Raw genomic sequence first — 21185 nt, forward strand, 5'->3', positions numbered from 1 at the left:
ACCACCCTGAAACTGCTCACCGAATCCCGGCCGCACACCGCCGACGACGTCGATCGGGTGCTGCGTGAGACCCGCGGCCTGGCCGACCGGATGGCGCGCCTGGTGACCGGGCTGCTCGCGCGGGCGCGCCTGCAGGTCGGCATCGCGAATCCGGAACGCGTCATGCTGCGGCTGGATCAGCTGGCCGAGTCCGTCGCCGACGACTTGCCGGACGCGCGGATCACCGTCGATGCGCGCCCGTCGGTGGTGGTCGGCGACCCCGAACTGCTGAGCCTCGCCGTCCGCAACATGATCGAGAACGCGATCACCCACGGGTCGGTGAACAAGCTGGCGCCCGTGGAGGTGCACGTGGCGGAGGGCCGCCTCAGCGTCCGCGACCACGGACCCGGAATCGATCCCGCGATGTCGGCCAACCCCTTTTCGCGCGGGGTGGCGGGACGCGGCGGCCACCACGGAATCGGCCTGGCGCTGGTTGCCTGGGTCGCCCAGGTACACGGCGGAAACGCGGCCATCGAACCGGCCAGCGGCGGCGGCGCCATCGCCACCCTGTGGCTGCCACCCGCCGAACTGCCCACTCACACGGCCCCGAAGGCGCCTTCTCGTTGAAAAGCGTTGTGGCGGAATGCCTGTCAGCCGCGGTTCTGCAGCAGGCCGAGGATCTGGGCGATATCGGATTTCAGGGTGCCGATATCGGTCTTGATGGTGTCGATGTCCAGTTCGACGGAGCGGAGGCGGTTCTCCACGGATGTGAAACGACGCTCTACTGAGGTCAGGCGGTTTTCCACCGATTCCTGGCGGGCGGTGAGGCTGCTGATGTCGACGCCCATGGAGATCAGTCGTGACGCGATCGACCGTTCGTCGAGATTGCCGATGGACATCTGGATCGACTCCAGTTGCCCGCTGATACCCGAGATCTTCTCGTGCTCGTCGGAGTCCGTCACCGCCCCAGTATCCCGCGCGATCGGCCGATCTCGGGCGCACGCCACGGTTGTAGAACCGCGGGATATGCGATCTCCCCGTAGAGATCCGACGCACCGCGGTGTTCGGTCCACCACCGCCGATGTCCGGGCATTGCCCCCGCCCGTGCCCGCCGATAATCTTCTCGCGTCTGAAATGTGTTGTCTCGGTGGACAACAGACGAACATTCTGGGGGACCCGTGCAAGAGATCCTCAGCTCCGTCGCCACTCTGCTGTGGCCGGTGCTGTTCCTGGTGGCGCTGCTGATGTTCCGCGGTCCGGTCGGGCGGGTGATCCGCTCGGCCGAGCGTCGCGAGTTCACGCTGAACGTGGGCGGTCAGGAAATCGGCATGAAGGAGCTCAGCGACCAGCAAGACGACATGATCGCCGACCTGCAAACACAGCTGAGCAAGCTGCAGGAGGAGGTCGCGAACCTGCGGTCGGCCCGCCCGTGGTCGCCGCCCGCCCCGTCCGGCGCGTGGTCGCCGCCGGCGGCGGCCGGCGCGTGGTCGTCGGCGACAGCGGCCGACGACTCGTCGCCGACCCGGCCGATCGCGCCCGCACCCGGCCCCTACACCGACAAATCACCCCCGTGGCTCACCCCTTCCCCCGCACCGGCGCCCGACCGCCGATCGGCACGATACCGGGGACCGGCACCCTCGTCCGCGGTCGGTGGACCGCCACCGGCGCCCGCCCCTTACAGCGGAGAACTCCTGGCGGGAGAAGAATCCGGTTCGGCCGATGTCAGTGCCGCACCGGCCGCCGGTACCCCCTCCACCGGATCGGGCGACGCCGACCCGCCGCCCGCCCAGATCGACTTCGGCACTCCGGCACCTACGGGCCCGGTATTCGGTGGACCGCAGGACAGCGAGTCCGATACCGATCGCCCAGAACCCGAGAGTGCCGACGGTGACCCGCGGCTCACTGACTCCACCACAGCCGAAGCGCCTCTCCCGCAGCAGCAATGGGGACAGGTACGGCCACAAACACCTTGGCCACCGGAAGGCGGACCGGCGGGACCACCGACATCGGCGCCCCGGGCGCCTTCTTCCGACCGGGACGACGGCGCATTCGCCGACTATCCCGATACGCCGACCACGAGTATTCGGCGGCGTGCCAGAAAGCGTCGGGCGCGTGGGTGGACGGGGGCGCCGATCCCGCCGGGTTCCCTGCCTGTTACCGAAGGCAGTCGTGAGGATGCCGGGGCCGGGCAGGACGGCCCGGGTAGCCGCCGCGAACCCATAGCGAGTGCCGTGCTCTGGGTGGACGACAAGCCGGAGAACAACGCCCTCATCGTGGATCGCTTGGAGCGCAACGGGGTTCGCGTCGATATCGCACGGACTACCGACGAGGCGACGACCCTGCTGGACAAGGGCCGCAATTACGGCGTCATCGTGACGGACTGGGGGCGCACCGAGAACGGGATCCGTGTCTCGGATGCCGGACGGCGTTTGCTGGAGGAGGTGCGTGACCGCGAGATTGCCACCCCGCTCATCGTCTACACCAGCGCCTTCGGCATTTCCGCCGCGCGGCGCGCCAGCGCGGCCGAGGCGGGCGCGCGGCTCGTCACCGGCTCGACCACCCGACTCACCGGGGAGCTGGCCACGCTCGGCTTGCTCCCCGGATAAGCCCTACAGCATGCAGCTGACGCAACCCTCGACTTCGGTTCCCTCCAAGGCCATTTGGCGGATGCGGATGTAGTAGAGGGTCTTGATGCCCTTGCGCCACGCGTAGATCTGCGCGCGGTTGACGTCACGAGTCGTGGCGGTGTCCTTGAAGAACAGCGTCAGCGACAGGCCTTGATCCACGTGCTGGGTGGCCGCGGCGTAGGTGTCGATGATCTTCTCGTAGCCGATGTCGTAGGCGTCGGCGAAGTAGTCGAGATTGTCGTTGTCCAGGTAGGGCGCCGGGTAGTAGACGCGGCCGATCTTGCCTTCCTTGCGGATCTCGATCTTCGACGCCACCGGGTGGATCGAACTGGTGGAGTGGTTGATGTAGGAGATCGAGCCGGTCGGCGGCACGGCCTGCAGGTTCTGGTTGTAGATGCCGTGCGCCATCACCGAGGCCTTCAGCTCCCGCCAGTCGTCCTGGGTCGGGATGTGCACCCCGGCGTCGGCGAACAGGCGCTGCACGGCCTCGGTTTTCGGCTCCCACACCTGCTCGGTGTACTTGTCGAAGTACTCGCCGCTGGCGTACTTCGACTCGGGGAAGCCGCCGAAGTACTGCCCGCGCTCGATGGCCAGCCGGTTCGACGCCCGGATCGCGTGGAAGGCCACCGTGTAGAAGTAGATGTTGGTGAAATCGACGCCCTCGTCGGACCCGTAGTGCACCCGCTCGCGCGCCAGGTACCCGTGCAGGTTCATCTGGCCGAGGCCGATGGCGTGGGACTGGTTGTTGCCCTGCTCGATCGACGGCACCGAATAGATGTGGGTCTGATCGGACACCGCGGTCAGCGCGCGGATGGCCGTCTCCACCGTCTTACCGAAGTCGGGCGAGTCCATGGTCTTGGCGATATTGAGCGAGCCCAGGTTGCAGGAGATGTCCTTGCCCACCTCGGCGTAGGTCAGGTCGTCGTTGTAGATCGACGGCGTGGAGACCTGCAGGATCTCCGAGCACAGGTTGGAGTGGGTGATCTTGCCCCGGATCGGGTTGGACCGGTTCACCGTGTCCTCGTACATGATGTACGGGTATCCCGACTCGAACTGCAGCTCGGCGATGGTCTGGAAGAACTCGCGCGCGTTGATCTTCGACTTGCGGATGCGCCGGTCGTCGACCATCTCGTAGTACTTCTCGGTGACGTTGATATCCGCGAACGGCACGCCGTAGATGCGCTCCACGTCGTACGGCGAGAACAGGTACATGTCCTCGTTCTTCTTCGCCAGCTCGAAGGTGATGTCCGGAATCACCACGCCCAGCGACAGCGTCTTGATGCGGATCTTCTCGTCCGCGTTCTCGCGCTTGGTGTCGAGGAAGCGGTAGATGTCGGGGTGGTGCGCCTGCAGGTACACCGCACCCGCGCCCTGCCGCGCGCCCAGCTGATTGGCGTAGGAGAACGAATCCTCCAGCAGCTTCATGATCGGGATGACGCCCGAGGACTGGTTCTCGATCTTCTTGATCGGCGCGCCGTGCTCGCGAATGTTGCTGAGCAGCAGCGCGACACCGCCGCCGCGCTTGGACAGCTGCAGCGCGGAGTTGATGGAGCGCCCGATGGACTCCATGTTGTCCTCGATGCGGAGCAGGAAGCACGACACCGGCTCGCCGCGCTGCTTCTTACCGGAGTTGAGGAAGGTCGGCGTGGCCGGCTGGAAGCGGCCGTCGATGATCTCCTCGACCAGTTCGGACGCCAGCACCTCGTCACCGGCGGCCAGGGTCAGCGCGACCATGCAGACCCGGTCCTCGAAGCGCTCCAGGTAACGCTTGCCGTCGAAGGTCTTCAGCGTGTACGAGGTGTAGTACTTGAACGCGCCGAGGAAGGTCGGGAACCGGAACTTCTTGCCGTAGGCCTGCTGGAACAGCTTCTTCACGAACGCCCGGCTGTACTGGTCGAGGACCTCGGACTCGTAGTAGTTCTCCTCGATGAGGTAGTCGAGCTTCTCGTCGAGGTTGTGGAAGAAGACGGTGTTCTGGTTGACGTGCTGCAGGAAGTACTGGTGTGCGGCCTCGCGGTCCTTGTCGAACTGGATCTCGCCGTTGGGACCGTAGAGGTTCAGCATCGCGTTGAGGGCGTGGTAGTCCATGCCCTCGGTCGACGAATCGCCCGTCACCGGGCGCTCTAGGCGGGCCGTCTTTCCGGCCGGTGCTGTTGTCGTTGCCAAAACAATCCCAATCCCTCTCGGACGCGCTCGACGTCCTCGGCGGTTCCCATGAGTTCGAAGCGATACAGGTACGGCACCCCGGCCTTGCGCGAGATCACCTCTCCCGCATAGCAGTAGGTATCGCCGAAGTTCGTGTTGCCGGCCGCGATGACGCCGCGCAACAACGCACGATTGTGCGGATCGTTGAGGAACTTGGCCACCTGGCGGGGCACGAATTCCTTGTCGGATCGGTTGCGGCCCATGACGTGCCGACCGCCCCCGTAGGTGGGGCAGATCAGCACGTAGGGCTCGTCGACGCGAAGCGATTCGGCGTTGTGGAGCGGAATGCGAACGGCCGGGAGGCCCAGCCGTTCCACGAAGCGGTGCGTGTTCTCCGACGCGCTCGAGAAGTAGACCAGATCAGCCATGGCCACTCCCCCTTCCCCATTGTCGGATGAAAGTCGGCGCCCCGTCATTCCAGCGTCATGGCATCCCGGCTTGTTCCGGCATGCCCTCGGCCGGAATCAGGCCGCCTGGGTCAGCAGCGACTTGATGCGGTCGGGACGGAAGCCCGACCAGTGCTCGTCGCCGGCGACGACGACGGGGGCCTGCAGGTAGCCCAGCGCCATGACGTAATCGCGGGCCTCGGGGTTCTCGGAGATGTCGACGACGTCGTAATCGACGCCGGCCTTGTCGAGAGCGCGGTAGGTGGCATTGCACTGGACACAAGCGGGCTTGGTGTACACGGTGATGGTCATGAGTGTCCCTCTCTCCTTGCCTTGAATCCGACTGCAGTGCACGACTCGCAAGATCCAACTGGTAACTGCGCAAACCCCTGGAAGATGACTGCGGCGGGCACGGAACCCCAGGTCGCACACCCCGAATCAGCTCGGCGCCCGCATCGTCTTCCAGCGCTGTAGACACTACACCTAGTGGCCGACAGATTCATCCAACACGACATGTTGCGAGTCACAAAGGTGAAATTCGGTCGGTGCAAGTACCTGGACAGTTGATTCGCAACCCGACACGGCAGTGGTACAGATCACGATTTCGTGTCGCAGCTCTCTCCCAGCAAACTCAATTTGCTCACCAGTCACAGCCGTCTCATCCGCCTCCGGAACCAGCCACGATGCGCCCCCGGCACGACGAAGAGCCGCCCCGTCCGGTCCGGACAGAGCGGCTCCCGCTCGGCGTGTCGCGTCAGCCCTGGCGGGCCTTGAAGCGCGGGTCTTTCTTGTTGATCACGTATGTCTTGCCGCGCCGGCGCACCACCTGGGCGCCCGGCTTGCTCTTCAGCGAACGCAGCGAGTTGCGGACCTTCATGCCACCTCCTAAATGATAATGATTTTCACATTCTATACAGGCGGCGGTTCGGGCCCGGACACGCGCGGGGCCGCATCCCGGCAAGGATGCGGCCCCGCGCGCAACGGACAGGCCGGAGAATCAGGCGTTGACCCGCTCCGCGACCACCTCGACCAGCTCGCGCACCGCGGCGGCCAGCTGCGTCAGCGCCTCGGCGTCCTCGCGCGGGTGCGCCTCGGCGAACCGCTGGCCGATGGTGCCGAAGTGCAGGTGCGCGCTCTCCACCACCGAACCACCGGCGATTCCGGCCGCCTTGACGGTGTCACCGTGCGACCACTTGGCGGCATTCTGGCTGATGGAGGCGCTGATCACGGCGATCGGCTTCTCCTTGATCGAACCCGCGCCGAACGGGCGCGAGGCCCAGTCGATGGCATTCTTCAGCGCGGCCGGGATGGTGCCGTTGTACTCGGGGACGAACAGCAGCAGGCCGTCGGCGGCGTTCACCGCATCGCGCAACGCGGTCGCCTGCGCGGGCTCCTGTCCGGGAACGTCGATGTCCTCGTTGTAGAAAGGAATATCTCCGAGGCCCTCGAAGATGTCGACCTGGACACCCTCCGGGGCGGTCTGCGCGGCGGCCTCGGCAAGCTGGCGGTTGAAGGATCCGGCGCGCAGGCTGCCGACCAGAGCGAGGAGGCGGGTCTGGGACATGGTCACTCCTTGTGCGATGTTGCGGTGGGTTGCGCTTCTACGACACCATAACCGGACCGCAGTCCGCTTTCATTCCCAGCCCGCGAGGTCACCGCTGTGAACCACGACACACACCCTCCCGCCGACGTCCGCGCGCCGCAACCCGGCGACGTGCCGCCGGCGCTGCCGCTCGAGCCGTTGGCCCCGATCCCACCACACACCCTGCCGGTCGCCGAGGAGCACCCCGAACGCAGCGACGCCGCCCGCAACCGGCAGCTGCTGCTGGACGCCGCCGAGCAGCTGGTGCGCGAGCACGGCGCCGACGGCGTCACCATGGACGCGGTCGCCCGGCGCGCCGGCGTCGGCAAGGGGACGGTGTTCCGCCGGTTCGGCAACCGGGCCGGGCTGATGCTGGCGCTGCTGGACCAGTCCGAACGAAAACTGCAGGCCGCCTACATGTTCGGGCCGCCCCCGCTGGGCCCGGGCGCCCCGGCGGTGGAGAGGCTGGTGGCGTTCGGGCGGGCGCGGCTGGCCGGGATCGAGGTCGAGGGCGAGATGCGCCGGGCCGCCGACGAACCCGGCCGTTATTCGAGCGCGCCCTTCAACATCATGAAAACCCATGTGGCGCTGCTGCTCCGGCAGACCGGGGTGCAGGGCGACATACCGCTGCTGGCCGACACGCTGCTGGCCGGGCTGGACGCGGCCCTGGTGCTGCACCAGACCCGGGTGCTCGGCTACTCCCCGGAGCAGATCGGCGATCACTGGGAGCGGCTGGTGCGCGCGGTCGTACCGGCGGCGCCCGCGTCGTGACCGCCAGTAGAGTGACCGGCATGGGGAACCTGCGTGAACGCATTGTCGCCGAGCTGGGTGTGCGGCCGGTCATCGAGCCGAAGGTCGAGGTGCGCCGCCGCGTCGACTTCCTCAAGGACTATCTGCGGTCCACGCCCGCAGCGGGTTTCGTGCTCGGGATCAGCGGCGGTCAGGATTCGACGCTGACCGGGCGGCTGTGCCAGCTGGCCGCGGAGGAGCTGCGCGAGGAGGGCCGGGAGGCCACCTTCGTGGCGGTGCGGCTGCCCTACGGCGTGCAGGCCGACGAGGCGGATGCGCAGATCGCGCTGGAGTTCATCCGGCCCGATCGGTCGATCGCGGTGAACGTCAAGCCGAGCGCCGACGCGGTCGCGGGCGAATCCGCGCAGGGCCTGCGCGAACTGCTCGCCGACGCACCGGCGGGGCGCGACGCCGAGCAGCCGCAGCTGCGGGACTTCGTGCGCGGCAACATCAAGGCCCGCGAGCGCATGGTGATCCAGTACTCGATCGCCGGTCAGCTCAACATGCTGGTGGTCGGCACCGACCACGCCGCCGAGGCGGTCACCGGCTTCTTCACCAAGTACGGCGACGGCGGCGTGGACGTCACGCCGCTGACCGGCCTGACCAAGCGCCAAGGCGCGGCCCTGCTGCAGGAGCTGGGCGCCCCGCCGAGCGTGTGGGAGAAGGTCCCCACCGCCGACCTGGAGGACGAGCGGCCCGCGCTACCCGACGAGGTCGCCCTCGGGCTGAAATACGCCCAGATCGACGACTACCTGGAGGGTAAGGACGTCGACCCCGAGATCGCCGACCGTGTCGAGTCGATCTTCCGCATGACCCGCCACAAGCGCGCGGTGCCGGTGACCCCGCTGGACACCTGGTGGCGCGACTGAGCGTGCCCGGCCGCCGACGCCGAGGCACGAGACGGCCGCAACACGCGGAAACCAAGTGCGTCGATGTGCCGCGCTACGACGCAGACTTCGACACCGCCGACAGCAGCGGACAACCGCCGCACTGAAATGCCGTGCACCTCATGGTGAGTCGAGCCCCCGGCCATCGGCCGCGTCGGTCGACTCGACCTCGGTGAGACGCCGTCGCAGGAAAAGCCGACCCTGATCGTTGGTCGCCTGCTCGATGGCCAGGCGGTAGTGCACAGCGGCGTCTGTGTAGCGCCCGGCGCGGCGGAGCAGGTCGGCGCGGGTGGTGGCGACGAGATTGGTGCCGGCCAGGCGGGGGTGGTCGGCGATCTCGTCGAGGGCCGCCAGGCCCTGGTCGAAGCCGTGCAGGAAGCCGACGGCCACCGCGCGATTCACGCGGACGGAGGGCGATTCGGTGTAGTGCAGCAGTTCGTCGTAGGCGGCGACGATCGACTTCCAGTCGGTCGCGGCCCAGCTCGATGCGACGGAGTGGGCGCCCGCGATGCGCGCCTGCGCCAGGTACGGTCCGCTGCCGCCCTGTTCGGACGCCGAGACCAGGCAGCTCAGGCCCGCGCGGATCGCCGAGCGGTTCCAGCGGGTGCGGTCCTGCTCCTCCAGCGGCACGAGGCAGCCGTCGGCCGATCGGCGTTGGGACCGGCGGCTGTCGTCGAGCAACATGAGCGCGAGCAGGGCACGGGCCTCCGGTTCGTCCGGCAGCAGCCCGCACAGCAGCCTGCCGAGCCGAATTGCCTCGTCGCACAGCTCGTCTCGCACCGCGGACGGGCCGGAGGTCGCGAAGTAGCCCTCGCTGAAAACCAGGTAGATACACGAGAGCACGCCCGGAAGTCGTTGCGGCAGTAGCGGTCCCGTCGGCACCCGCAGCGGGATCCCGGCCTGCCGGATCTTCGCCTTGGCCCGGCTCAGCCGCTGCGCCACGGTGTGCTCGGGCTGCAGGAAGGCGCGGGCGATCTCGGCGGTCCGCAACCCGCACACCAGGCGCAGGGTCAGCGCCACCCGCGATTCGGGCGACAGCGCGGGATGGCAGCAGGTGAAGATCATCCGCAGCTGATCGTCCTCGATCGGTGTCACCTCGGGCTCCTCCCTCGGCGCGACGCTCAACTCGGCAATGTATTCCTTTGCGGCCCTGGATGATTCACGGCGCAGTCGATCCAATGCCCGGTTGCGGGCCGCGGTGGTGATCCAGGCGCCCGGATTCGCGGGCGGACCGGATGCGGGCCAGGTGCGCAGCGCGTCGGCGAACGCCTCCTGGACCGCGTCCTCGGCCAGGCCGATATCGCCGACCATGCGGGCGACGGTGGCGAGGGCCCGGCCGAATTCGGCGCGGTAGACATCGTCGATGGAGTCGACCGGGCCCATCGCGCTCAGCCGTCGAGGTCGACGATCCGGCGCACCTCGGCCCGGCCCGACGGCCCCAGCGGAATCCGTGCCGCGTACTCGAGCGCCGGGGCCCGGTCGGGTGCGGACAGGATGTAGAGCCCGTCCACCACCTCGGCCGACTCGGCGAACGGCCCGTCGGTGAGCAGCAGCTCGCCATCGCGGACCCGCACCGTGGTGGCGGTGGACGGCGGCTGTACCGCGCCGCCGCCCCGGAGGGCCGCGCCGACCTGCTCGGCGAACCGCTGGTGTTCCACGATCGCCGCGTCCCATGCGGGCGTGCCCGGCTCGATCACGGCATCGGGTGTTTCCCACAGCAGTGCCAGCCAGCCGTCGGAGCCCAGATCCTTCGGCGGGTCCCACTGCACCATCGGCCGGACCTCGACCGCGCCCTGTTCCGCCGCGGGCAGCTGCCGGGCGAGCTGAATCGCCTCGTCGAGATTCGGGCAGTCGAAGACGTCGAAGCCGCCGACCACCTCGGCCTGCTCGGCGAACGGCCCGTCGGAGATCAGCGTCTGCCCACCGGACCGCCGCACGTGTGCGGCGGTTTCCGACGGAAAGAGCGCGGCGCCACCGGCGATCGCGCTGCCGGCCTTCTCCTCGAATTCCGCATACCGCGCGACCTCGGCGTCGAACTCGGGAGTGCCCGGCTCCACGCTCCCGTCCTCACGCCCGAACAACAGCGCCAGGTAGTACATGTCCGTCATCCTTCCTTGTCACGGAGGAGTTCGGTACTCCCCTCACTCAGACGACGAACGCGGTCGGGTTTCTTCTACATCGATGGGCGAATCATTCGGCGAACGACTCGCCTGCAGCGGACTTCGAGGCCGTGAGCCGCCCGACACGGCACGACGACCGTGGCGCTTCAGCCGCCCGCGAAGGGTGGGAGCACGTCGACGCGCGCGGTGAGGGGCATGGCTTCGTCGCGGGTGAGTTCGTCTCCGATGAGGAAGGCGCAGACCTTCAGCATGGGCTCGAGGTCGGGGCCGTAGGTGGTGGCCAGGGTGCGGCGCAGGTCGCCTACCGTCGCCTCCGCGGACAGGTCCAGGCGTTCGCTGCTCTTGCCGACCGCGTCGGCGATCGCTGCGAAATAGCGGACCTCAACCACCGATGGCTCCCATCGTCCGTTCCGGCGGCACGAAGCCCTCGGCATCGATGCCGTGCCCGGCCCACTTGTGCCACATCGCGCCGCGCCACAGCGTCGCGATCTCGTCGTCGCTCGCGCCCGAGCGCAGCGCCGAACGCACATCGTATTCCTGATCGCTGAACAGGCAGGAGCGGATCCGTCCGTCGGCGGTCAGCCGCGTGCGGTCGCAGTCGCCGCAGAACTTGCGAGTCACCGAGGCGATGATGCCGACCTTCGCCGGGCCGCCGTCCACCAGCCAATTCTCCGCCGGGGCGGCCGGATCGGGGCGGCCGATCTCGGTCAGGGTGAATCGGGTGCGCAGCACGTCCAGCAGTTCGGCGGCGGTGATCATATTGGCGCGCGCCCACTCGTGGTCGGCGTCCAGCGGCATCTCCTCGATGAACCGCAGCTCGCAGCCCTCCTCCAGGCACCACTGCAGCAGATCCGCCGCGCCGGACAGCGTTTCGCGCATCAGCACGGCGTTCACCTTGACCGGGGCCAGGCCCTCGCGCTGGGCCGCGCGGATCCCCGACAGCACCGAATCGAGCCGGTCGCGGCGGGTCAGGCGGGCGAAGCCGGTGCGGTCGACGGTATCGAGCGAGACGTTGACCCGGCCCAGACCGGCCTCGGCGAGCGCCCGCGCGCGGTGTTCGAGGCCCACGCCGTTGGTGGTCATGGCCAGCGGCGTGTCGGGAACCACCGCGTGACATCCGGCGATGATGCGCTCGAGATCGCGGCGCATCAGCGGCTCGCCGCCGGTGAAGCGAACCTCCCGCACCCCTAGTTCGCGCACCGACAGGGCCACCAGGCGCACGATCTCCTCGGCCGACAGCAGCTCGTCGGCGGGGATGGCGGGCAGGCCCTCCTCCGGCATGCAGTAGGTGCAGCGTAGCGAGCACTTCTCGGTGATCGAAACCCGCAGATCGCGGGCGACGCGGCCGAACTTGTCGACCAGCAGCGGCGTGTCGGGGCGTCCCTCCAGCGTGGGCTGCCCGCCTCGCACGGCGGGAATCCCCATGAGAACAACCGTCACGCGACCATTATGGCTGCCATTCTCATCTCACGCCCGCACGGAGGCGGGCTGTGAGCCCGCGCGCCGCCGTCGCCCCTGCACAACGCTGGACGATCGAGGGACCCGGACGCGCGGGTCCCGGCCGCGCTTCGGAGGAACGTACGAAGCGATACCGGAATTCGCCGCGACTAGGCTGGCGCTGTGAGCGAGCATGCGAGCGAACCATCGACACAGCGCGCATCGCGCACGGCGGAACCGAGCGCCGGCGAGGTGCAGCCGTGAGCGAGCATGCGAGCGAAGAGGTGGAGGCATGAGTACCCGGCCCGCGACCGCCTCGGCCCGATCCGTCGAGGAGCACCGCGGCCGCGTCGAGCAGTTGCTGCGCCCGCTCGCGGTCCGCGACATCGAGGATGCGGGCATGGGCGAGGCCCTGGGGCGGCGGCTCGCCGAGGACGTGCGGGCCCCGGTGGATCTGCCGGTGTTCCGCAACTCTGGCATGGACGGGTACGCCGTGCGCGCCGAATCGGTCTCGGTGACACCCGTGACCCTCCCGCTCGCGGGAGTGGTGGCCGCCGGTCAACCGGGGCAGGCGCCGCTGCCGGACGGTGCGGCCGTGAAAGTCATGACCGGCGCGCCGATTCCACCCGGAGCGGACTGCGTGGTGCCGGTGGAGGACACCCGGGCGGGCGACGGCACGGTCACCGTCGAACGCGGCCGCACGGCGGGCGATTTCGTGCGCGAGCCCGGAACCGATGTGCGCGCCGGGGATCTGCTGGTGCGGGCCGGAACCCTGCTGGCGCCCCGGCACATCGCGGCGCTGGCGGCGGTCGGGCTGCCCGCGCTGCCGGTGTTCCGGCGGGTGCGCGCCGCGGTGCTCACCACCGGTGACGAGCTCGTCCCGGCGGGGGAAACGTTGCGGCCCGGGCAGATCTACAACTCGAACGGGATCGCCCTGGGTGCGGCGCTGGCCGCCAACGGAGTCGAGGTGGTCTCGGTCGAGCACAGCCGCGACGATCCGGCCGAGTTCCGAGGTGCCCTCGCACGGGCGGCCGGGTCCGCGGATGTGGTGTTCACCTCCGGCGGCGTGTCCAAGGGCGACTTCGAGGTGGTCAAGGACGTCTTGGCCGGGGCCGGTGGGGAATTCGGCGCGGTCGCCGTGCAACCCGGTGGGCCGCAGGGGCTGTCGGTGGTCGACGGCGTGCCGGTGCTGAGCTTCCCCGGCAATCCGGTCAGCACCATGGTGTCGTTCGAGGTCTTCGCCCGCCCGATCCTGCGCGAGCTCGGCGGACTGCCACCGGTGGCGAAAGACGATGTGGCACTGCTGGATTCGGTGCGTTCGCCCGCCGGGCGACGACAGTTCCTGCGCGGGCGGCTGGCGGAGGACGGGGTCGCGCTGGTCTCCGGGCCCGGTTCGCACCTGATCGCGGCCATGGCCCACGCCGACGTGCTGATCGATATTCCGTCCGAGGTCACCGAGCTCGCGGCGGGATCGATTGTGAAAGTCTGGGAGCTATGAGAGAGCGAGCGTCCACACGGTCGAAGTGCGTGCTCGTGCCGGAGCCGAGCGCCTGCGAGGTGAGGCCATGAGTGAGCATGCTCCCCTCGATCCCGCGCTGTCCCATGTGGATTCCGAGGGCCGCGCCCGCATGGTCGACGTGAGCGCCAAGACCGATACCGTCCGGGTCGCGGTCGCCGCGGGCGAGCTGCGGACCACGGCGGAGGTGGTGAAGCTGGTGCAGGCCGACGATATGCCGAAGGCCGACGTCCTGGCCACCGCGCGCATCGCCGGAATCGCGGGCGCCAAGAAGACCTCCGAGCTGATCCCGCTGTGCCATCAGCTGGCGCTGTCGTCGGTGGACGTGCACTTCGACTTCACCGTCGACACGATCACCATCGAGGCGACCGCGAAGACCAAGGGCCCCACCGGAGTAGAGATGGAGGCCCTCACCGCCGTCGCCGTCGCCGGGCTCACGCTGCACGACATGGTCAAGGCGGTGGACCCGGCGGCCGTCCTCAACGGCGTGCGGTTACTGACGAAAGACGGTGGCAAGCGCGGACATTGGGAGCGGTCGGGGGCCGATACGCCCGACTCGTTCGACGCGTTGGCTGCCGGAGCGAGCGCCCACACCGGCGGGCCCGAGTCGACGTCGGCTCCCGCGCAGCCGAACCCGGATACCAGTACACCCCAACGGGATTCACCCTCCCACGCGTCGCACCGCGATTCGACCACCACCGACCGAGGTCGTCGGACAACAGCCCGAGACAGCGAGGCGCGAGAATCGCCGGGACCGGGCCGGGTGGCGACGCGGAGCCGTCATACACACAGCGAGACAGGGGCGGTAGCGGACGGACGGCAGTCGACCTCGTCCGGGACCGTCGAGGGCACACGGTCGGCCGTGGTGGTCGTTGCCTCGACAGGGGCAGCGGCCGGGACGCGGGTCGACAAGACCGGCCCTGTGCTTACCGATTGGCTTGCCGGGCAGGGGTTTTCGGTGCGCGGGCCGCTGGTGTACGCCGATGCCGACATCGGGGCGGGGCTGGCGGAGGCGCTGGCTGGTGAGCCCGGTCTCGTCATCACCACGGGCGGCACCGGCGCCTCCCCCACCGACGGCACCCCCGAGGCGACGCTGGCGGTGCTGGACCGTGAGCTGCCCGGCATCGCCGAGGCGATCCGGCTGGCCGGGACGGCGACCTTTCCGCTGGCGGCCCTGAGCCGCGGCGTCGCGGGGCTGGCGGGCCGGTCGGTGCTGATCAACCTGCCCGGCTCGCCCGGCGGGGTGCGCGACGGAATCGCCGTGCTGGAACCGCTTCTGGATCATCTGCTGGCCCAGGTGGCCGGAGGAGGCAGCCATGACTGACGGCGTACGGCTCACCGGGATCAGCGACCGGCCGCTGAATCCGTCCGAGGTCGAGCAGGCCGTCACCGGTCCCGAATACGGCGCCGTGGTGGTGTTCACCGGCAAGGTGCGCAATCACGATGGCGGCCAATCGGTTTCGGCGCTGGAGTATTCCGCGCACCCGCAGGCGGAGACGTTTCTCGAGCGGGTCTGCGCCGAGGTGTCCGCCGCGGCGGGCCTGCCGGTCGCCGCCGTGCACCGGGTCGGCCCGCTCACCGTCGGCGATCTCGCCATCGCCGTGGCGGTCGCCGCGCCGCATCGCGCCGAGGCCTTCGGCATCTGTTCGGAGCTGGTGGATCGAATCAAGCACGAGGTCCCGATCTGGAAGCGTCAGCTGTTCGCCGACGGCATGTCCGAATGGGTCAATGCCTGCGGATAAGTGAAAACGGTTGTCCGGAAAGCGCTCCGACACAATGATCAATAGATGGAGACCCCGGACGCGACCCTCACCCTGACCCCGCGCACCAATTGGATATTCGGTTACGCGCAGGCGGTGGCGCGGGAGCGGGCGCACGAGCATATCGGTCCGGAACACCTGCAGCTGGCGATCCTGGACAATCCGGATGCCGTACCCACACAGACACTCCGCGCCCTCGGCGCCGAACCCCGGGACCTCGCCGAGGCCCTGAGCTCGGCGATGCGGGCGGCCGCCTACGAGCCCGCGGCGATGCGGCACCGGATCGTGGGCGCCGCGGGCGATATCGCCCGGCGCCTGGGCCACGATTTCATCGGCGTCGAACACCTGCAGCTGGCGCTGCTGCGCAATCGCGACAGCCTGGCCATCCGCGAACTCGCCGAGGCCGGTGTACAGCTGGACGAGTTCGAGGATTCGCTCACGGCGAAGATGCGGGCCTACTCATAGCCCGACGGGCGCGCCTCGCAGCAACCGTTCAGCGCGGCGGGCCGTGATGATCGACACACGCCGGATGCTCGAACAGCAACAGCCCGGTAACCGGGGACCGCCCGCGATAGGCCAGAGTGAAGGTGAAGCAGTTCCGCGACCTGGTGTGGATGCCCCGCACGACAGAGGAGTGACCATGACCGATATGACCGGCAAGATCGTCCTCGGCCCGAATCAGTACGGCAAAGCCGAGAACCGCGTGGTGCGCATCTACCGCGACACCGCGCGGCACGAGATCCGCGACCTGAACGTGTCCTGCTGCCTGCGGGGCGAGTTCGAGGCCGCGCACGTGACCGGCGACCAGGGCACCGTGCTCCCGACCGACACCCAGAAGCAGACCGTCTACGCCTACGCGAAGACCCACGGGGCGGGCAGCATCGAGGACTACGGCCTGGCCCTGGCGCGGCATTTCGTCGGCGACGTCGAACCGGTGCACTCGGCGCGGATCGAGATCGAGGAGTACGCCTGGGAACGCGCCGAGGTCGACGGCCGTCCGCACGACCACACCTGGACCCGTCGCGGTCCGGAGGTGCGGACGGCGGCAATCACGGTGCAGGGCAACGGTTCTCAACGCCGCGAATGGGTGATCGGCGGGGTGAAGGACCTGGTGATCCTGAAGTCGACCGGGTCGGAGTTCGCGGGCTTCCTCACCGACGAGTTCACGGTCCTGGAACCGACCCACGACCGGGTGATGGCGACGAGTCTCGTCGCGCGCTGGCGTTTCGCCGCGGCCCCGGCGGACTGGGACGCCACCTACGCGGGCATCAAGGCGGTGCTCATCGAGCGCTTCGCAGTGCTGCAGTCGAAAGCGTTGCAGCAGACGCTGTTCGATATGGGCAGGTCCGCGCTCGAGGCGTACCCGTGCCTGGCCGAGATCCGCCTGTCCGCACCCAACAAGCACCACTTCTCCTACGACCTCGGACGATTCGGCATCGACACCACCGGCGAGGTGTTCCACGCCGACGACCGCCCCTACGGCCTCATCCAGGCGTCCGTCCAACGCGAGGACGCCCCCGACCCCGGAATCTCCTGGGAGCCCTACACCGGCGCGGTATAGGTGTCGTCGCCGCAGAGGCGTGCATTTCTTCCCCACGATCGTTTGCGTCATGAGGCAGAGCGCTGCGGCACAACTGTTTCGGACCTGGCTCGCGAGGCGATCGCGCAATACTTGGCTGCCCGCGAACCGAGGCGGCGGCGGTTCGCCGCAGCAGGCGCAGGCCGAAGCGGGCGGTCCGACACATCGGAACGGATCGGTGACATCCCGGGCCGGGAGTGGGGCAGACAGCCGAGTTCGTCGTCTCTGCATCCCATTCACAGGCGGCGCAGTACTCCCGCGATGCCGGATCGCGCTGTATCGGGGTCTTCGGTGTCCAGGCCGTGGGTGACCTCGTGCCAGGGACCCAGCTGGTGCCAGATCAGGGCCCGCGCCCACAGCGCGGGAGTGACCTCGTAGGTCGCGGCGACCGCCTCGGCGAAAGTGGGCGGTGTCCCGTGCAGGGCCCAGGCCAGGTCGATGGCGGCGTCACCGATGTGTGAGTCACCGAAGTCGATCACGCCGGTGAGCGAATCATCCACCGCGAGTACGTGTTCCGGGCCGAGGTCGCCGTGGACGACGGTGTCGGCGGGCAGCTCCGCGACCGCGTCGAGGACGGCGCGAGCGGCGCGGCGGCGGCCCGGGGGAAGTAGTGGCACCACATCGGTCAGGAACCGCTCGACCATGTCGGCGCGTTCGGCGGTGACGGCGGCCGCCGAGGGGACCCCGTGACGGAGGGCCTCGTCCACCGGGCAGTCGTGCAGCGCCCGCAGGAACTCCCCCAGCGCGCGGCCGCACTCCGGAGTGAATCGCTCGAGTGGGCCGCCCGGCACGAGAAGGTGCCGGACAACAAGCGGATCCGCAGTCACCAACTCGGGGACGGGCACCGCCAGCGGCAGCCGAGGCGCCAGCCACGGCAGCAGCCGGGTCTCCCGCAGCAATTGCTCCGCGACCTCGGGGCGGCGCGGTCGGCGCTGCACCCAGCGGCCGTCGACCAGGGTTGCGATGCTGTCCCAGCCGCCGTCGAAATCCGGCTGGCCGCTCACCGGTCGAGTTCGTCCACGCCGAGGGTGTCGAACGGGTCGGATTCGACGAAATCGTCCGGGTCCTCGACGGCGTCCTTGATCTCGCGGGGCACGTAGCGCCAGACCGGGAGCATCGCCTGTTCGTCGAGCGGTTCCGCGGCGGCGTGGACCGCATCGCGCAGGCGCGCGGTGGCGGCCTCGGCGTCCATGCCGGAACCGATGAGCACCATGCGGGTTTCGCGGTCCTCGCCGCGCTCCCAGGCCGCCGGCTCGAACACCACGTGGCGGCCCACCACGTGCAGCAGGAACTTCCGCTGTTCACCGCGCACCCCGAAGGCGGTGCGGCCCTTGGCCCGGAACAGCCCCGGCGGCGGATCCTCGAGGAACCCGACCAGGCGGCGTGGGTCGAGGTCATCGGTGCTGACGAAGGACACGCTGTCGTAGTCGTCGTGCAGGTGCCGGTGCCCGTCACCGTCGTGATGGTCGTGATCGTCCAGCAGTTCGTCGAAGCTGAGCTGCTCGGCGACCGGCGCGCGCGACTGCGGCGGATCGAAGAGCAGGCTCGGGTCGATCCGGCCGTGGCTGGTGGCGTGCACCGGCACGCCGCCCACCAGCTCGCCGATCTCCCGCCGCAGCCGCGTCACCTGCTCCGCGGGCACCCGATCGGCCTTGTTCAGCACCACCAGGTCGGCCAGCCCGAGATGGCTCGCCAGCTCCGGATGCCGGGCCCGGCTGTCGTCGAAGTGCTCGGCGTCGACCACCTCGACCAGGCCGCCGTAGCGGATGCGCGGGTTGTCGCTGCCGAGCACCATGCGGATCAGGTTGCGCGGTTCGGCCAGCCCGCTGGCCTCGACCACGATCACGTCGATCCGGTTGCGCGGCTCCGCCAGCCGCGCGAACAGCCCGTCGAGTTCGCCGACGTCGACCGCGCAGCACACGCAGCCGTTACCGAGCGACACCATCGCGTCGACCTGCCCGGCGACCAGCATCGCGTCGATATTGACGGCCCCGAAGTCGTTGACCACCACGCCGATTCGCGCCTGCCGCTGCCGCAGCAGGCGGTTCAGCATCGTCGTCTTCCCCGCCCCCAGGTAACCGGCCACGACCAGGACAGGGATGCGCCGGTCCACCCGGCCGAGATCGTCCGCTGCGCGCATTCCGGCCATAGTAGCGATCGATCCCGCACCGCCCGCCGGGTGCTCAGCGGGGGCAGGCGCCCTTCGCGTAGTCGACGTTCGCGGTGGCCTGCGAGTACTTCCACTGCGGCGCGAGCAGGTCGGCGTCGAGTTGTGCGGCGGCCTTCGGGCTTTCCACGATGTAGCCGAACTCCTGCAGGTAGGCCGGATACAGGTTCTTGGATCCGATGTAGAAGGCCGCGCGGTCGACCGAGATCAGCTTGGTGTGCTGGCGGTAGTGCTTGCCGCCGTCCCAGGTCGGTGCGTCGGCGGCGCGGACGGAGGCGAGTTGCAGGTTCTTGCACATCGCCGTGCGCGCGCTGTCGTCGCCGCCGGTGCGCAGGCGCAGCCGCTCAAGCAGTACGTCGCTGAGGTCGCTCAGTGAGCCCATATTCGAATATCCGCCCGGCGGAAAGTGATTCGCCGGATCGCTGACCACGATCCGCACCTTCACGCCGGATGCCAGCTTGGCGGCGAGAATGTCGAACAGCCGCACGTCGTACTTGGTGAACAGCGGGCACGGGCCCAGCAGATCCTGCTGCGAGATCTCGATGTGCCGCTGCGCGCTCGCCACCAGCGCGCGCTGGGCGCTGGAATCCGGGTTGGCCGTATCGTATTCGCGGTCGTCGTTGAAGTAGTCGTGGCCCAGGTTGGCCGCGCCGAAGCAGCCCGCCGCCTCGGCGTCCGGACGCCGGGGGTCGTAATCCGAGGACTTGTCCCCCCGGCCGAGACTCACCCCGCGGCCGCCCACCGCGATGACGGGGACGCCCCCGGGCACGGGGTCGGGTTCCGGGTTCGAGTCCTGTTCCAGCCGCGGCAGGCAGTCCGCGCCCTCGGAGGTCGCCACCACCGAATAACCCAGCGAGGGCCCGAAACCCGAAGAGCCGCCGGAGGATCCGGTGGCCAGACCCGGCAGCGGCCCGGCGGATCCGGTGTCGATCCCGCGGTGCTCGCAGACCCACGACCACAGGCCGTCCAGGAAACGTCCGGCCGGTGCGGCGGCGGGTCCGCGCAGCGCGAGATCGACGTCGATGACCGGATCGGGCGGGTCGAGGTAGTCCCCGGCCCACTGGTTGATGCCCCCGGCGATCACCGTGATGCCGTCTACCACAACCAGTTTGGAGTGGTTCCAGGACAGCGCCGGATCATCGGTGGCCGTGGTGGCTACGGTCAGGTCGACATCGGACGCGGCGCCGCCGAGCCGATCGACCAGGATGTCCCGGAATTTCACCGGATCGTTGGCCGCCCCGAGCGAGACCGGCCCGCCGACCAGCACGCGCATCTTCAGATGATGTCCGGCTGCCGTCGCCGCGTGCAGGCCCGCCACGAGGGTGTCGAGGAATGTGCCGTCGGGAAACGGCTCCAGCGACGAGATGTCGACGGTGCGGGTGGCCCGCGAGACATGCTCCAACGTGCGATCGAGCAGCCGCTCGGTCCCCGGCCGCCGCACGCATTTCGGATCGCCCCAGCAGCCCGGGTTCTGCAGCAGCCAGCCGGCCGGGTCGCCGGATGCCCGCGAAAGCTCGTTGCCGTGCGTTCGCTGCCAGGTCTCCCCCTCCAGCCCCGGAGAGACTTCACGCAGCTTCGCCTCGACGGCGTCCAGATGCGGGGCCGCCGGTCCGACCGGCCCCTGCATATGCCCCGGACCTGAATTAGGAACCGCGCCTGCCGTGCCGCCAGCTGCGCATACAGCGAGCATCACACTCGCTCCGCAGACCGCCACCCGCGCCCCGACACCACGCGCCATTCCGCACCTCCACCCGCATCCCACACCCTCGTTCCCGGAAGTCCCGCCACAGCACAGAATTCGCCAACTGATCGCCCAACAACCTCACCGCGACCAAACAATGTCAGATTCGCCCGAATACATCACGCCGCAACGCCGTCCCCAAGCCACACCCCTTCACGCACCCCGCACGTGTTCACGCACCCCCTGCACCGGGTGCGTGAACACGCACGGGGTGCGTGTACTCGGGGCTCGACGACAAGCGCCCGCTCTCCCTTAGGAAGAGCGGGCGCTGAACGTGCTGGATACCCGGCGGCTCTGACTTACCGCAGCGAGTTCTGACTCCCCCGAAGAGCTTCGGCTTAACCGGAGCGCTCTCGCTTACCGCAGTGACTTCTGGCCGCCCGGAGCACTCTGACTACCCGGAACACTCC

The 21185-nt window shown here is 69.0% G+C and carries 22 protein-coding genes; 9 read left to right on the forward strand and 13 right to left on the reverse strand.

Going from position 1 to position 21185, the window contains the following annotated elements; all coding sequences use genetic code 11:
• Positions 1-606 (forward strand): sensor histidine kinase (locus NM1_RS04420; RefSeq protein WP_255286162.1); only part of this gene is annotated, 606 nt, incomplete at its 5' end.
• A gap of 23 nt (positions 607-629) precedes the next feature.
• Here the strand turns inward: NM1_RS04420 and NM1_RS04425 are convergent.
• A complete protein-coding gene (locus NM1_RS04425; RefSeq protein ID WP_068014186.1) occupies positions 630-941 on the reverse strand; it encodes a hypothetical protein in 312 nt (103 codons plus the stop codon).
• 216 nt (positions 942-1157) lie between these two features.
• On the opposite strand from NM1_RS04425, the gene NM1_RS04430 reads away from it, so the two are divergent.
• Positions 1158-2585: a response regulator gene (locus NM1_RS04430; RefSeq protein WP_068014188.1), complete on the forward strand. Its 1428-nt coding sequence runs from the start codon at positions 1158-1160 to the stop codon at positions 2583-2585.
• A 3-nt stretch (positions 2586-2588) separates the two neighbouring features.
• On the opposite strand, the gene nrdE is transcribed toward NM1_RS04430, so the two are convergent.
• The 5 genes from nrdE to NM1_RS04455 all read right to left on the reverse strand — a co-directional run bounded on the left by nrdE (position 2589) and on the right by NM1_RS04455 (position 6761).
• On the reverse strand, positions 2589-4694 hold the full coding sequence (gene nrdE, locus NM1_RS04435) for a class 1b ribonucleoside-diphosphate reductase subunit alpha (RefSeq protein ID WP_068014209.1): 2106 nt from the start codon (positions 4692-4694) through the stop codon (positions 2589-2591).
• Positions 4695-4729: 35 nt separating this feature from the next.
• Positions 4730-5179, reverse strand: coding sequence for a class Ib ribonucleoside-diphosphate reductase assembly flavoprotein NrdI (gene nrdI / locus NM1_RS04440; RefSeq protein ID WP_068014190.1), 450 nt, complete (start codon positions 5177-5179; stop codon positions 4730-4732).
• 96 nt (positions 5180-5275) lie between these two features.
• The gene (locus NM1_RS04445; RefSeq protein WP_068014192.1) at positions 5276-5509 is read right to left on the reverse strand and encodes a redoxin NrdH; all 234 of its coding nucleotides are present in this window, start codon (positions 5507-5509) and stop codon (positions 5276-5278) included.
• Between the two features lie 442 nt (positions 5510-5951).
• On the reverse strand, positions 5952-6074 hold the full coding sequence (gene ykgO / locus NM1_RS04450) for a type B 50S ribosomal protein L36 (RefSeq protein ID WP_025348247.1): 123 nt from the start codon (positions 6072-6074) through the stop codon (positions 5952-5954).
• Between the two features lie 120 nt (positions 6075-6194).
• Positions 6195-6761 (reverse strand): NAD(P)H-dependent oxidoreductase, encoded by a 567-nt coding sequence (locus tag NM1_RS04455; RefSeq protein ID WP_068014193.1) that lies wholly within the window; start codon positions 6759-6761, stop codon positions 6195-6197.
• A 177-nt stretch (positions 6762-6938) separates the two neighbouring features.
• On the opposite strand from NM1_RS04455, the gene NM1_RS04460 reads away from it, so the two are divergent.
• The gene (locus tag NM1_RS04460; RefSeq protein ID WP_068014210.1) at positions 6939-7550 is read left to right on the forward strand and encodes a TetR/AcrR family transcriptional regulator; all 612 of its coding nucleotides are present in this window, start codon (positions 6939-6941) and stop codon (positions 7548-7550) included.
• Between the two features lie 20 nt (positions 7551-7570).
• Positions 7571-8437: an NAD(+) synthase gene (nadE, locus tag NM1_RS04465; protein WP_068014211.1), complete on the forward strand. Its 867-nt coding sequence runs from the start codon at positions 7571-7573 to the stop codon at positions 8435-8437.
• A gap of 138 nt (positions 8438-8575) precedes the next feature.
• Here the strand turns inward: nadE and NM1_RS04470 are convergent, their stop codons facing one another.
• From NM1_RS04470 to moaA, 4 genes are all read right to left on the reverse strand, one after another.
• Positions 8576-9838: an RNA polymerase sigma factor gene (locus tag NM1_RS04470; protein ID WP_068014195.1), complete on the reverse strand. Its 1263-nt coding sequence runs from the start codon at positions 9836-9838 to the stop codon at positions 8576-8578.
• 5 nt (positions 9839-9843) lie between these two features.
• Complete coding sequence (locus NM1_RS04475) at positions 9844-10554, reverse strand: YciI family protein (protein ID WP_068014213.1); 711 nt, start codon at positions 10552-10554, stop codon at positions 9844-9846.
• 167 nt (positions 10555-10721) lie between these two features.
• Complete coding sequence (locus tag NM1_RS04480) at positions 10722-10964, reverse strand: MoaD/ThiS family protein (RefSeq protein ID WP_174556838.1); 243 nt, start codon at positions 10962-10964, stop codon at positions 10722-10724.
• The gene (gene moaA / locus NM1_RS04485; RefSeq protein ID WP_068014199.1) at positions 10957-12015 is read right to left on the reverse strand and encodes a GTP 3',8-cyclase MoaA; all 1059 of its coding nucleotides are present in this window, start codon (positions 12013-12015) and stop codon (positions 10957-10959) included. The genes NM1_RS04480 and moaA overlap by 8 nt, the downstream gene beginning before the upstream one ends.
• Positions 12016-12304: 289 nt before the next feature.
• Here moaA and NM1_RS04490 point away from each other — a divergent pair, with 289 nt between their 5' ends.
• The 5 genes from NM1_RS04490 to pucL all read left to right on the forward strand — a co-directional run bounded on the left by NM1_RS04490 (position 12305) and on the right by pucL (position 16849).
• Positions 12305-13510 (forward strand): molybdopterin molybdotransferase MoeA, encoded by a 1206-nt coding sequence (locus tag NM1_RS04490; protein ID WP_068014200.1) that lies wholly within the window; start codon positions 12305-12307, stop codon positions 13508-13510.
• 67 nt (positions 13511-13577) lie between these two features.
• Positions 13578-14852 carry a bifunctional molybdenum cofactor biosynthesis protein MoaC/MoaB gene (gene moaCB / locus NM1_RS40775; protein WP_084519154.1) on the forward strand — a complete coding sequence of 425 codons (1275 nt, stop codon included), beginning with the start codon at positions 13578-13580 and terminating at the stop codon, positions 14850-14852.
• Positions 14845-15270 (forward strand): molybdenum cofactor biosynthesis protein MoaE, encoded by a 426-nt coding sequence (locus NM1_RS04505; protein ID WP_068014202.1) that lies wholly within the window; start codon positions 14845-14847, stop codon positions 15268-15270. The genes moaCB and NM1_RS04505 overlap by 8 nt, the downstream gene beginning before the upstream one ends.
• Positions 15271-15315: 45 nt before the next feature.
• Positions 15316-15753 (forward strand): Clp protease N-terminal domain-containing protein, encoded by a 438-nt coding sequence (locus NM1_RS04510; protein WP_068014204.1) that lies wholly within the window; start codon positions 15316-15318, stop codon positions 15751-15753.
• A 175-nt stretch (positions 15754-15928) separates the two neighbouring features.
• Positions 15929-16849, forward strand: coding sequence for a factor-independent urate hydroxylase (gene pucL, locus NM1_RS04515; protein ID WP_068014215.1), 921 nt, complete (start codon positions 15929-15931; stop codon positions 16847-16849).
• A gap of 254 nt (positions 16850-17103) precedes the next feature.
• On the opposite strand, the gene NM1_RS04520 is transcribed toward pucL, so the two are convergent.
• Genes NM1_RS04520 through NM1_RS04530 form a run of 3 tightly spaced genes read right to left on the reverse strand, consistent with a single transcriptional unit; the run spans position 17104 to position 20661 of the window.
• Positions 17104-17871 carry a phosphotransferase gene (locus tag NM1_RS04520; protein ID WP_068014206.1) on the reverse strand — a complete coding sequence of 256 codons (768 nt, stop codon included), beginning with the start codon at positions 17869-17871 and terminating at the stop codon, positions 17104-17106.
• The gene (locus NM1_RS04525; RefSeq protein WP_068014221.1) at positions 17868-19007 is read right to left on the reverse strand and encodes a CobW family GTP-binding protein; all 1140 of its coding nucleotides are present in this window, start codon (positions 19005-19007) and stop codon (positions 17868-17870) included. The genes NM1_RS04520 and NM1_RS04525 overlap by 4 nt, the downstream gene beginning before the upstream one ends.
• A 43-nt stretch (positions 19008-19050) precedes the next feature.
• Entirely contained in the window at positions 19051-20661 is a 1611-nt protein-coding gene (locus NM1_RS04530) for a phospholipase D-like domain-containing protein (protein WP_114699646.1), read from the reverse strand.
• Positions 20662-21185 lie beyond the last annotated feature (524 nt).

Origin of the sequence: Nocardia mexicana NBRC 108244 (assembly GCF_001613165.1) — a bacterium.
Lineage (GTDB): Bacteria > Actinomycetota > Actinomycetes > Mycobacteriales > Mycobacteriaceae > Nocardia > Nocardia mexicana.

Excerpts from the sequence above, each read along its gene's own strand:
- nrdE (WP_068014209.1), bottom strand. The coding sequence starts at position 4,694 with ATGGACTACCACGCCCTCAACGCGATGCTGAACCTCTACGGTCCCAAC.
- NM1_RS04490 (WP_068014200.1), top strand. The coding sequence starts at position 12,305 with ATGAGTACCCGGCCCGCGACCGCCTCGGCCCGATCCGTCGAGGAGCAC.
- ykgO (WP_025348247.1), bottom strand. The coding sequence starts at position 6,074 with ATGAAGGTCCGCAACTCGCTGCGTTCGCTGAAGAGCAAGCCGGGCGCC.
- NM1_RS04530 (WP_114699646.1), bottom strand. The coding sequence starts at position 20,661 with ATGCAGGGGCCGGTCGGACCGGCGGCCCCGCATCTGGACGCCGTCGAG.
- NM1_RS04475 (WP_068014213.1), bottom strand. The coding sequence starts at position 10,554 with ATGTACTACCTGGCGCTGTTGTTCGGGCGTGAGGACGGGAGCGTGGAG.
- pucL (WP_068014215.1), top strand. The coding sequence starts at position 15,929 with ATGACCGATATGACCGGCAAGATCGTCCTCGGCCCGAATCAGTACGGC.
- nadE (WP_068014211.1), top strand. The coding sequence starts at position 7,571 with ATGGGGAACCTGCGTGAACGCATTGTCGCCGAGCTGGGTGTGCGGCCG.
- NM1_RS04470 (WP_068014195.1), bottom strand. The coding sequence starts at position 9,838 with ATGGGCCCGGTCGACTCCATCGACGATGTCTACCGCGCCGAATTCGGC.
- NM1_RS04455 (WP_068014193.1), bottom strand. The coding sequence starts at position 6,761 with ATGTCCCAGACCCGCCTCCTCGCTCTGGTCGGCAGCCTGCGCGCCGGA.
- NM1_RS04505 (WP_068014202.1), top strand. The coding sequence starts at position 14,845 with ATGACTGACGGCGTACGGCTCACCGGGATCAGCGACCGGCCGCTGAAT.
- NM1_RS04445 (WP_068014192.1), bottom strand. The coding sequence starts at position 5,509 with ATGACCATCACCGTGTACACCAAGCCCGCTTGTGTCCAGTGCAATGCC.
- NM1_RS04510 (WP_068014204.1), top strand. The coding sequence starts at position 15,316 with ATGGAGACCCCGGACGCGACCCTCACCCTGACCCCGCGCACCAATTGG.
- NM1_RS04525 (WP_068014221.1), bottom strand. The coding sequence starts at position 19,007 with ATGCGCGCAGCGGACGATCTCGGCCGGGTGGACCGGCGCATCCCTGTC.
- moaCB (WP_084519154.1), top strand. The coding sequence starts at position 13,578 with ATGAGTGAGCATGCTCCCCTCGATCCCGCGCTGTCCCATGTGGATTCC.
- nrdI (WP_068014190.1), bottom strand. The coding sequence starts at position 5,179 with ATGGCTGATCTGGTCTACTTCTCGAGCGCGTCGGAGAACACGCACCGC.